This window comes from Bacillota bacterium (genome assembly GCA_013314855.1).
Taxonomy (GTDB): Bacteria; Bacillota; Clostridia; order Acetivibrionales; family DUMC01; genus Ch48.
Map to the genome: position 1 here is coordinate 13177 of JABUEW010000015.1, position 12047 is coordinate 25223.

Genomic DNA, 12047 nt, shown 5'->3' on the forward strand with positions numbered 1-12047 from the left:
TTAACTAAGGGGGTAAAAATAGAATGAAAGCTTCTAGGTTTAATATCATAACCGATATAGGTAATGGGGATATTCTTTTATATAACACTTTAAAAAATACGTTTGTAAAAATTGATCAAGACTTGTACGATGTTTTTCAAAAAATAACAACCCAAGGTGAGAAAGAGAATATTGATGAATCAGACCCACATATAGCTGCAGCTATTATGGATTATAAAAAAGGAGGTTTCATAGTAGAGGATGATTTAAATGAAAATGATTATTTGAGATTAAATGATATAATAAGAAGATTTTCCGATTATAAACGTATCGGATTGACAATAGCACCAACTATGGACTGCAATTTTAGTTGTATATACTGTTATGAAAGCGACAAAAAAAAGTGTGAATATATGAGCAGAGAAGTTGAGGATAAAATAATAAAATATGTGGATGAAAACCTGGAGCCATATGGTGCTCTTAAAGTTACTTGGTTCGGAGGCGAACCGTTGCTTGCTGTTGATACCATTTACCGTCTTTCTGATGCTTTTATGGAAATAACTGAAAAGAAAAAATCAAGGTATTATGCTACAATTCTAACTAATGGATACCTACTTACTCCAGAGGTAGTAACCAATCTTAAGAAATATGGTGTCGACGGAGCACAAGTCACGCTGGACGGTCCGCCGGAGTATCATGACCGTGTGAGATGCCTTAAAAACGGAGAAGGAACATTTGATAGAATAGTAGATAATATTAAAAAAATGGACTATAATTTCATGATATCGGTACTGACCAACATCGGAAAGGATAATGTAGAGATGTTTCCTACTTTCCTGGATATATTGGAGGAAAGAGGAATTAGAAACAGAATAGTACTAAGCATTGCTCCACTTCAGCCGCGTGAATACCTGTGCCGGCAGGTCAATAACGCTGTATTCGACCCGGAAGAGTTTTCAAAGGTTTATGTAAGGCTTGTAGAAATGCTGGTTGACAGAAGAGTGGGTACGGATGTAGTACCTAAAAGCTATGAGTCACAATGCGCATCCATTTCACAGATGGGGATGCTGATTGGACCTGACGGATGCCTGTACAAATGCTGGGATGTCATTGGTAACTATTCCGAATGCGTAGGGCGGATTGGTCAAAAAGTTAAGCTTCTGGACGGATCTTACAGGTGGTTGGCTTGGGATGTATTCAAGAATGAAGAATGCCGTAACTGCAGTGTTCTTCCACTTTGTATGGGAGGGTGTCCCCGCAAGATACTTGTAAAGGACAATATTCTCAATCGGCAAAATCACTGTTCGCATTTAAAATACAATATGCCTGAATTATTAAAGATACTATACAAACAGTATAAGGATGTTAAAAAGACTGGATAGCCAATTAGTTTAAATTGCATAATCACATATATTTATAGAAAAAGGAGGGAGAATGTGAAAGAATATGGTTATGCAACACGATATAAAGAATGTAGTCCGTTAGAGACAATCCATAATGTAAGGAATATTCTGTACCATCTCGGTATTTTGACTAAGGAAGAATGGAAACAAGACGTGAAAGGGTATTATTCCCTTAACCTGTCCATCGTGGGGACCAGCTTGTTTTCCAACGGCAAGGGAACTTCCTGTGAATATGCTCTTGCCAGTGCATATGGCGAGCTTATTGAAAGACTGCAGAATTTTGTTGTATTCAAGTACACTAAGGCAATGAGGAAGGAGGCACTGGAATATAGAGACTTTTATCTTGCTCCGGACGAGAAGTATGTAAGTATTGATGAAATATTGCATAACAGTGAGAAATGGCTTGAGGTGTTTACTTTTGAAGCTGAAGATATAAATGAGAAAAAATCTCTTCTGGAGAGATGGAAAATGGCAGATTATTTAAGCAGTGATAGGCCGGATTTTGTTGCTTTGCCTTACCTAAATATTACTGAAAACAGCATAAATTACATTCCTGCAATTATGCTTATTAGCAGGTACGGCTCAAATGGTATGTGTGCTGGAAATACGGTTGAAGAAGCTCTTGTCCAGGGCATTTCCGAAACAATAGAGAGATATGTAAATTTTAAAATTATTAGTGATGGAATCGTACCTCCAACCATCCCTGAATCTTATATTATGGAACACTGTACCCACCTTTACAAAATGATAAAAGAACTGGAGAGCAGAGGGCCATTTAAGCTTGTTATCAAGGATTGTTCACTAGGACAGGGATTTCCGTGTATAGGAATAATCTTTTTAGATAAAAAGCGTGGAACATATTTTGTAAAATTTGGTGCCCATCCTATATTTGAAATCGCACTTGAGCGGGGTATGACAGAATTGATGCAGGGAAGAAGAATGGATGATTTGGATTGGATGGTAAAATTTTCATACCTTGAAAATACCGAAATTAGTAAATTCAAGAATAAAGATAATATATTTTGCTTTGGTTGTGGCTATTATCCTGCCAGATTTTTCGGTGAAGACTGTAATTATGGATTTTCTGAATTCGAATACTGCGGAAATGGCAGCAACGGGGAAATGCTGTCATATCTTATCAATATTATACAGGGTAAAGGGTACGATATACTTATAAGGGATGTATCTTTTCTTGAGTTTCCCAGCTTTCATGTGGTTGTTCCATTTTTCAGTGAGGTAAATGATTCGAACCTTCATTCAATCAATATTATAACAGGAAGAAAGAGCGCATCTTCTGTATTAATGCATCTTGAGAAGGCATGCAACGAGGAGTTGCAGCAAGTAATTGATTATATGAATCTTGCCGAGTACAGTCCTTATGATTCAATAACAAAACCTCTGCATAGGTCGTTCAGTATGAATTTCCCCTGGAATAAAATAAAGAGGGATTTGTTCATATGCTCTGCTTATTACAAGATGAGACAGTTTAGAAAAGCCTATGATGCAATGGACCGTTTTTTAAAATCATCTATTGTGGATTTGGGAGAAAGAAGCCTTGCATATTACAGTTGTATCAGGGACTATATTGGTGCACGTGTGGAAGGAATTGATCAAGAAGACAGGATTTATGGCATCTTGAATAAAATGTATCCGGAAGATATTGTAAAAATGGTTTTTTCCGGTATGAGAAATCCTAATGACGTTTTTAAAAACTGTGGGAGGTTGGATTGCTTTGAGTGTAACAAGTGTCCCTATACTGAATACTGTACATATCCTGAGATGGAAAAATTGTATAAGAAGTTGAAAGACAGGTATGCAGAAAATGTAATTGACCAGAGAAGGATTATGAATTTCTGCACTTGTAAAAAGGAGGTCCAGGTATGAAAATGTCTCGTTATAACTTTTTCGTTGAGGACGACCATGGAGTGATACTTGCATATAACGCTCTTAGTGGGGCTTTTGCATGTATTGACAGGGAACTCTACCGGCAGTTTCTCAAGGTATGCTCGAATCCGCATTTGATGGATGAGTATAATGGTACCGATGAAGATGACAAAAAGCTGTCTTATGCCATTAACCAATTTAAAAAAGGTGGATTCCTTATTGAGGATAGTATAGATGAAATTGATATACTCAAAAAAAAACAGTACCATATGAGATTTCAACAAAGTAACATGCTGAGCATGACCATAGTGCCGACACTTGACTGCAACTTCAAATGCGTTTATTGCTATGAAGGCATTTGCAAGGATAGATATCGTATGACCAGAGATACTGCAGATCACATAATAAAGTATATAAATGACTTTTCTCCTAATAAAGGTATCCTAAGAATAACATGGTTTGGCGGCGAACCTACGCTTGCACTAAATATAATATATTATATTTCTAATGCGGTTAAGGATATTCTATCCAAAAAGCAGGCTGGCTATTTTTCAATTATTTTTACGAACGGGTATCTTTTAGATAAAAAAGTGGCTTCAGAACTGCGAAGATGTGGCGTGGAAGAGGCATGCATAACAATTGACGGTTACGCGGAAGGCCATAACGCCAGGAGACCTTTGAGAAACGGGGGAAATACATTCCAGACCATTATGAGTAATATAATTGATATATCGGATATTATGAATGTATGTGTCAGGTATTCAGTTGACAGGGACAATATAAAGGAGTTTTCCGGGTTTTTGGATATATTAGAAGAATCAAATGTCGCGGAGAAAATCAGAATGGAGATAGTTAGGATTGAAGCGTACCCTTATTCAATCGATGCTGTTAAAAGCAGGGCATTGTCCACCTTTGAATTTTCCGCGATTTTTTATGAGCTTGCTGAACAGGCTGTTAAAAGAAAAATAAAAATAGACTTTCTGCCAGCTAAAGACAGAGGGGCATGTTCCGCCTTGTTGGCAAACCATGTTGTTGTAGCACCGAGAGGAGAACTTCATAAATGTACATATACCATCTGGAACCCTGATGAATCTTTCGGCAAAATAGACAGACCCTTTGAATGGAATGAAAATCTGGAAAAATGGATGGATACCTCCCCAATAGATAATGAAAACTGTAAAAATTGCAGGATATTGCCTATATGTATGGGTGGATGTTTGCGCAACATGATTATAAAGGATACTGCACCGACTAATACAGAAGGCTGCTGTATGCAATATAAGTACAATATCGAGAAGTTCCTAAAACTGAAGTACAGACAAAGCAGAATTAAAAGTGAGAGTCTATAGAATGGGTGGTTGTATGGGAAAAACCGATTTACTGGAATCCAGAAAAGAAACAGAGCACTTTAAATTCTTTTGTATGGAGAAGGATGTGATATGTCTAGAAAACTTATCCGGCATACTTGAATATAATTGTAAAAAAATTCTGCATGATTTAAACTTAACACTGGAAGAAAAAGTTGAGGTAAAAATATATCCCGATATAAAAACATTTCATGAAGAAGTTATGGAGGACGCCGATTCGCCCGAATGGCTGGTAGGGACGGCACAGTCTGGGTTAATCTGTATTGTATCGCCGCTAAACCCGGGTCCGGTACACAACTATGCCAGCATACTAAAGACTGCGGTCCATGAATTTACCCATACCCTTGTAAAAAAGGTCAATTGCAAGGGTGTGTGGAGATTTCTGGATGAAGGCTTAGCACTATTTGAAGCAGAACAAATGGATAATAAACATAAAGTAATATTGGCAAATATGATTTCAAGAAAGAAAATACCGACTATTAATGAACTTGAATCGGATTTTATTGGACAAAGCGGGTTTATTTTTGCATACACAATTGTTGAATATATAATAAAACGATATGGTTTTGATAAACTAAACGAACTGATTAGAAATCCTTCTGATTTTAGAAAAATCTTCAACACTACAGAAGATGAATTTGAGAAGGAATGGGTTGAATTTCTAAATGAATATTATAGAGCTTGTATGGAGTAGTAAATCTGTTATATTTGCTGATTGGAGGTGCTGTGTGTTATATGGAGTTAAATGTAAGAAAAGCAAGCTTAAGTGATGCTGAGAGTTTGAAACATCTCTGGAGAAAGCTTGCGGACGACCAATTGGATAAAGACCCTTATTATAAGGGAGATTTTATTGTTGAAAGAGACTATATGATTGAAAAATATATGCAAATGCAGGAATGCATAATATATGTAGCAACGGCAGATGAAAAAGTTGTCGGTTTTATTGAAGCATGGATGCGAAAGAAGGATTTTGAGTTTTTTGTAGACGACTACCTTTACATAACACATTACTATATTGAACCCGGCTATAGAGGCTATGCAAAATTATTCCAACAATTAATTAAAAAAGTTGAAATATGGGCTGCTGAGCATAATATTAAGTTTATTGTGGCAGATATGTTGCGAAATAACAGCAGAGCTGTTGATTTGGCTAAATTATTAAAATACAACGAATATAAGGTTAAGTTGGTTAAGCCTTTAATAAAAAGCGAATAATGCTTGGAAAGAACATGAAAACGAGGTTAAACGAAGTGGGGGGATTGAAAGTGGAACAGGTAGCTTTGTTGCAAATGCCGTGGGGAGTAATTGACAGGGGATCGTTATGCCTTGGGTTGTTAAAAAGAGTTTTGGAAGATGAAGGTATTTCAGCTAGGGTATATTACCTGAACCTGCGTTTTGTAAAATATTTAAAACAAGACACATATGAAATCATATCATCCAAAATGTTTTATATTGGCGAATGGCTTTTTTCACAATTTCTTTTCAGGGACCTTTTGCCCAAACAGAGAAATACAAATTTTACCGGACTTATAGAGGGCCTTTCTTCTAAAGGCAAGCACTATTTGAACCTGGTAAACAAATTAATTCATATGAAAGAAGAGTTGGAGAATATTATTAATATCTCTATTCCAAGGTATATTAATGACTGTTTGGATAGCATACCATGGAAAGATATTGCCATAGCGGGTTTTTCTTGTAAAGTCGGAGCACAGGTTTCCTCCCTTGTTTTTGCCCGGGAACTCAAAGAACGGTTTCCACACATAAAGATTATATTTGGCGGTTAAAAAAAGACATTTATGTCTATTGCAGTGAAATACGGTCATTCCTTGAAATCCAGGAATATTTGAATAAAAAGACAAGTTTAATATATAGCAAAGATAACTTAAGAGAATTGTTGAAGGAATTTATAGATAAGAAACTGATGATTCTAAAAATGCTTAATGACGGAGAGAGGCCTACTTCTTGTCAAGGCCAAGCTTTGCTTATTCATTTTAGCCTTGACAAAATAGCTTATGGTACAATCAATTCTGCATATAATTTTATTCCAAGACTTTTTTCAAGCCAGTTTTTATAGGATTGTACAAACCTGTTAATTTTTTAATAACGCCTGAATACATATTCCTGAAATTAACAACAGATGGCGGATGGCATCAAGCTCGGATGCTCGGATGTAGAAGTAACACTTATGTTTCTGGGATATATTTCTTCAAATTTAATTACACCCAATCAATTGTAATTGATTGCAGGTATTGTTAAGTATGGTATAATATATTGAGTCAATAAAAAAGCTGTCTATTCGGAGGTAGCTATATGCGGGAATTTAAAATTGTGTCGGATTTTAAACTGCAGGGCGACCAGCCCGAGGCTGTGGAAAAGCTGGTAGAGGGTATAAATAAAGGATACAGGAAGCAGACATTGCTGGGTGTTACCGGTTCAGGCAAGACTTTTACCATGGCTAATGTCATTGAGAGGGTCCAGAAGCCTACCCTGGTAATTGCCCACAACAAGACTCTAGCAGCCCAACTTTGCAGTGAGTTTAAAGAGTTTTTCCCAAATAATGCCGTTGAATACTTTGTAAGTTACTACGACTATTACCAGCCTGAAGCATATATACCTTCCACAGACACTTATATTGAGAAGGATTCATCCATAAACGATGAGATTGACAAACTGAGACACTCTGCTACTGCTGCTCTGCTTGAAAGAAGGGATGTAATTATTGTAGCCAGTGTTTCATGCATATACGGCCTTGGAGACCCGGAGGACTATACTGAGCTTATGCTTTCTTTGCGACCGGGAATGCGTAAAGACAGGGATGAGATAATAAAAAAACTGGTGGAAATACAATATACAAGAAATGAAATTGACTTCAAACGCAGTACCTTTCGTGCCAGGGGAGATGTGTTGGAAATATTCCCGGCATCTTCATCCGAGCGCGTTATCCGTGTAGAGTTTTTTGGTGATGAGATTGAAAGGATAACTGAAATTGAGCCACTTACAGGTGAAATAATAGGTATAAGGTCTCATGTTGCAATTTTCCCTGCATCCCATTACACTACCACACGGGCAAAAATGGAAAGGGCTCTCGTTTCCATACAAGAAGAATTGGAAGAACGTCTGAAAGAGCTTCGAGGACAGGGAAAACTGCTGGAGGCCCAACGCCTTGAACAGAGAACAAGGTACGATATTGAAATGATGAGGGAAATAGGGTTTTGCCAGGGGATTGAGAACTACTCAAGGCATTTGAGCGGCAGGGCGCCCGGAAGTCCTCCTTATACATTAATTGACTATTTCCCCGATGATTTCCTGTTGATTATTGATGAATCCCACGTGACAGTACCACAGATAGCGGGCATGTATAATGGGGACAAATCAAGGAAAGAAGCCCTGGTTGAGTATGGCTTCAGGCTTCCTTCAGCTTTTGATAACAGACCTCTTAAATTTGAGGAGTTTGAGGAAAAAATCAACCAAGTGATATATGTAAGTGCAACACCTGCACAGTATGAAAGAGAATGTTCAGCACAAATAGTTGAGCAGATAATAAGGCCTACGGGGTTAATGGATCCGGAAGTTGTTGTAAAGCCTGTCGAGGGGCAAATAGATGACCTTATGGACGAAATCAGCAAAAGGACTGCAAAGAATCAGCGTGTGCTGGTAACTACCCTTACAAAAAGAATGGCGGAGGATTTAACTGGTTATCTTACAGAAATGGGTTTTAAAGTAAAGTATCTTCACTCTGATATTGATACTATTGAACGTATGGAAATTATAAGAGATCTCAGGCTGGGTGTTTTTGATGTACTTGTTGGGATAAACTTACTAAGAGAGGGCCTTGACTTGCCTGAAGTGTCTCTTGTTGCTATACTGGATGCTGATAAGGAGGGTTTCCTGAGGTCTGAAACTTCTCTTATACAGACTATAGGAAGAGTTGCAAGGAATGTGGAAGGTAAAGTAATAATGTATGCCGATATTGTTACTGAATCCATGAGAAGAGCAATTAATGAGACCAACAGGAGAAGAAGGATCCAGATGGAGTATAACCGTAAACACGGTATTACTCCTAAAAGCATCCAAAAAGGGATAAGAGATATTATAGAAGCTACCAGGGTTGCAGAAGATAAGGGAAAGTACGGGATTGAAGAAGAGGTAGGAGTTAAAAGGACTAAAGGAATTGAAGAGAACAGAAAAGACGGTGCTTTAAGTAAGGAAGATTTGGAGAGGATTATTGAAAGGCTGACAAAAGAAATGAAGGCTGCGGCAAAAAATTTGGAGTTTGAAAGGGCAGCGCAACTGAGAGATAGAATTACTCAGCTAAAAGAAGAGTTCAAAAGTAAGAGTTTATAAGTGAGAAGTTGAAAACAGGAATAGAGAAACTGTAAATTTACAGAAATGGAGAAAACGTAAATTTAAAGCTAAAGCTGAAGCTAAAGCTGAGGGAAATACGGGGTGCGAATAATAATGGTAAGAAACAGCATTTATATAAAAGGGGCAAGAGAACACAACTTAAAAAACATTGATCTGGAAATACCAAGGGACAAGTTTGTGGTTATTACGGGACTAAGCGGTTCAGGGAAATCCTCCCTGGCTTTCGACACCATATATGCTGAAGGACAGAGAAGATATGTAGAGTCCCTTTCTGCATATGCCAGGCAGTTTTTAGGACAAATGGAAAAACCTGAAGTGGACTATATAGAGGGGCTTTCCCCGGCCATATCAATAGACCAGAAGACCACCAGCAGGAATCCCCGTTCAACAGTTGGTACGGTAACGGAAATATATGATTATCTAAGGCTTTTATATGCAAGAATTGGCATTCCCCATTGTTACAACTGTGGAAGAGAAATATCCCAGCAGACGGTAGACCAGATGGTGGACCAAATAATGTCCCTGGAAGAAGGAACAAGAATCCAGATTTTGGCGCCTGTTGTGAGGGGAAGGAAGGGCGAGTATAGTAAACTAATTGATGATGCCAGAAGGGGTGGATTTGTAAGGGTAAGGGTTGACAAGGAAGTATTTGACGTAAATGATCCGATAAAGCTTGATAAGAATAAAAAGCATAATATTGAAATAGTAGTGGACAGGCTGGTGGTAAGGTCTGACATCAGGAAAAGGCTTGCAGAGTCAATAGAAACCGTATTAAGATTGTCCGGAGGGCTTTTGCGGGTGGATGTTGTAGGCAAGGAAGAACTGGTGTTCAGCCAAAACTTTGCCTGCAGTGACTGTGGTATCAGCATAGAAGAACTTACACCAAGGATGTTTTCTTTTAATAATCCCTTTGGTGCCTGTCCTGTATGTACAGGATTGGGGGTTCTGCTAAAAATGGATCCTGACCTGATTATCCCCGATAGATCCAGGTCTTTGGCTGAGGGTGCAATAGTAATAAACGGTTGGAATCTGGAAAATGGAGACGGATATTCAAGAATGATTTTTGAAGCCCTTGCAAAGTACTATCAATTTAGCCTTGATATACCTGTTGAGAAGCTGCCTCCCCATATATTGGACATAATATTATACGGTACAGGTGGAGAGAAAATCAGGATAGAATATGAAAGGGATTACGGAAGCGGAAATTACATGGCAGCATTTGAAGGGATAATTAATATTTCTGAAAGAAGGTATAATGAAACCCAGTCAGAAAGTATGAAGCAATACTATGAAAGTTTTATGAGCAGCACGCCATGTCCTGAGTGTAAAGGTGCACGGTTGAAAAAAGAGAGTCTTTCAGTAACTATTGGAGGTAAAAATATTTATGAGTTAACATGTATGCCGGTATATGAAATAAAAGCTTTTTTAAGTAATTTGCAGCTTACTGAACGTCAGAAACTAATAGCCCATCAGATATTGAAGGAGATTAATGCAAGATTAGGATTTCTTATTGATGTGGGGCTGGATTATTTAACCCTTTCCCGGTCTGCCGGTACTCTATCAGGGGGAGAGGCCCAAAGGATAAGGCTCGCAACACAAATAGGTTCAGGATTGATGGGTGTCCTGTATATACTTGATGAACCAAGCATAGGCCTACATCAGAGGGATAATGGCAGACTTTTGGCTACATTGAAGAAACTTAGGGATTTAGGAAATACTTTAATTGTTGTAGAACATGACGAAGAAACCATGTATGCTGCAGACCATATAATTGACCTTGGCCCGGGGGCGGGGCTCCATGGGGGGTATGTGGTGGCTGCCGGTAGTATTGAAGAAATAAAAAAATGTGAAGAATCTGTTACAGGACAATATCTTAGTGGTAAGAAGAGAATAGAGGTTCCTGAGAAAAGACGTAAGCCTGACGAAAAATGGCTGGAAATAATAGGAGCCAGGGAAAATAATCTAAAGGACATAAATGTAAAAATACCTTTAGGGGTTTTTACTTGTGTTACCGGAGTGTCAGGGTCAGGTAAAAGCTCATTGATTAATGAAATACTGTATAAAAGGCTTGCTGTCGAACTAAACAGGGCAAGGCTGAAACCTGGAGATCATGATGCAATCCTTGGCCTTGAGCACCTTGATAAAGTAATAAATATTGATCAGTCGCCTATCGGAAGGACGCCCAGGTCAAACCCTGCTACCTATACAGGTGTATTTGACCATATAAGGGAAGTCTTTTCTTCTACTACAGAGGCAAAAATGAGAGGATACAAACCCGGAAGGTTCAGTTTTAATGTAAGAGGTGGAAGGTGTGAAGCGTGCAACGGTGATGGTATTATTAAAATAGAAATGCATTTTCTTCCTGACGTGTATGTTCCATGTGAAGTTTGCAAAGGTAAGAGGTATAACAGGGAAACCCTGGAAGTAAAATACAAGGGGAAGAATATATCGGATGTACTTGATATGACAGTGGAAGACGCATTAGAGTTTTTCGCGAACATACCCAAAATTCAAAGAAAACTTCAAACCCTATTTGATGTCGGACTGGGTTACATTAAGGTAGGACAACCTTCCACTACCCTTTCGGGCGGGGAAGCGCAGAGAATCAAGTTGGCTACCGAACTCTCAAAACGGGGTACAGGGAGGACAATGTATATACTTGATGAACCTACAACAGGGCTTCATATAGCTGATGTGCACAGACTTATTGATGTGTTGCAGCGCCTGGTTGATGCCGGTAACTCTGTAGTGGTAATAGAACATAATCTGGATGTTGTAAAGACAGCGGATTATATAATTGATTTAGGTCCGGAAGGAGGAAATGGCGGCGGCTATATAGTTGCAGAAGGCACGCCTGAGGAGGTATCAAAATTGGAAGTTTCATATACCGGGCAGTTCCTTAGTAAGATACTTGATAAATAGTATTTTTTATGGAAATTAATTAATTAAAGTTAATTAAAATAAATTAAATAGGTATATTTAACGTACTTGGGCATATAAAGGCCTTTTTAGACCTTTTATTTAACTAGACTTTAGGTATGATTATGTG

8 protein-coding genes are annotated in these 12047 nt (G+C 38.2%); all 8 read left to right on the forward strand.

What is annotated here, in order from left to right; translation table 11 throughout:
* Window positions 1-23 precede the first annotated feature (23 nt).
* The 8 genes from HPY74_03940 to uvrA all read left to right on the forward strand — a co-directional run bounded on the left by HPY74_03940 (window position 24) and on the right by uvrA (window position 11920).
* Window positions 24-1361, forward strand: coding sequence for a radical SAM protein (locus HPY74_03940; protein NSW89829.1), 1338 nt, complete (start codon window positions 24-26; stop codon window positions 1359-1361).
* 54 nt (window positions 1362-1415) lie between these two features.
* Window positions 1416-3266, forward strand: a complete 1851-nt coding sequence (locus HPY74_03945) for a YcaO-like family protein (protein NSW89830.1) — start codon at window positions 1416-1418, stop codon at window positions 3264-3266.
* Window positions 3263-4615 (forward strand): radical SAM protein, encoded by a 1353-nt coding sequence (locus HPY74_03950; GenBank protein NSW89831.1) that lies wholly within the window; start codon window positions 3263-3265, stop codon window positions 4613-4615. Before HPY74_03945 ends, HPY74_03950 begins: the two co-directional genes overlap by 4 nt.
* Before the next feature lie 13 nt (window positions 4616-4628).
* Complete coding sequence (locus HPY74_03955; protein ID NSW89832.1) at window positions 4629-5327, forward strand: hypothetical protein; 699 nt, start codon at window positions 4629-4631, stop codon at window positions 5325-5327.
* A 41-nt stretch (window positions 5328-5368) separates the two neighbouring features.
* A complete protein-coding gene (locus HPY74_03960) occupies window positions 5369-5848 on the forward strand; it encodes a GNAT family N-acetyltransferase (GenBank protein ID NSW89833.1) in 480 nt (159 codons plus the stop codon).
* 50 nt (window positions 5849-5898) lie between these two features.
* Window positions 5899-6417: a hypothetical protein gene (locus HPY74_03965; GenBank protein NSW89834.1), complete on the forward strand. Its 519-nt coding sequence runs from the start codon at window positions 5899-5901 to the stop codon at window positions 6415-6417.
* A 526-nt stretch (window positions 6418-6943) separates the two neighbouring features.
* Window positions 6944-8977 carry an excinuclease ABC subunit UvrB gene (gene uvrB, locus HPY74_03970; GenBank protein NSW89835.1) on the forward strand — a complete coding sequence of 678 codons (2034 nt, stop codon included), beginning with the start codon at window positions 6944-6946 and terminating at the stop codon, window positions 8975-8977.
* Between the two features lie 114 nt (window positions 8978-9091).
* Window positions 9092-11920: an excinuclease ABC subunit UvrA gene (uvrA, locus tag HPY74_03975; protein ID NSW89836.1), complete on the forward strand. Its 2829-nt coding sequence runs from the start codon at window positions 9092-9094 to the stop codon at window positions 11918-11920.
* Window positions 11921-12047: the final 127 nt, after the last annotated feature.

What these genes read in the sequence shown, in the direction of transcription:
- uvrB (NSW89835.1), top strand. Translation starts at nt 6,944, where the DNA reads ATGCGGGAATTTAAAATTGTGTCGGATTTTAAACTGCAGGGCGACCAG.
- uvrA (NSW89836.1), top strand. Translation starts at nt 9,092, where the DNA reads ATGGTAAGAAACAGCATTTATATAAAAGGGGCAAGAGAACACAACTTA.
- HPY74_03950 (NSW89831.1), top strand. Translation starts at nt 3,263, where the DNA reads ATGAAAATGTCTCGTTATAACTTTTTCGTTGAGGACGACCATGGAGTG.
- HPY74_03960 (NSW89833.1), top strand. Translation starts at nt 5,369, where the DNA reads ATGGAGTTAAATGTAAGAAAAGCAAGCTTAAGTGATGCTGAGAGTTTG.
- HPY74_03940 (NSW89829.1), top strand. Translation starts at nt 24, where the DNA reads ATGAAAGCTTCTAGGTTTAATATCATAACCGATATAGGTAATGGGGAT.
- HPY74_03955 (NSW89832.1), top strand. Translation starts at nt 4,629, where the DNA reads ATGGGAAAAACCGATTTACTGGAATCCAGAAAAGAAACAGAGCACTTT.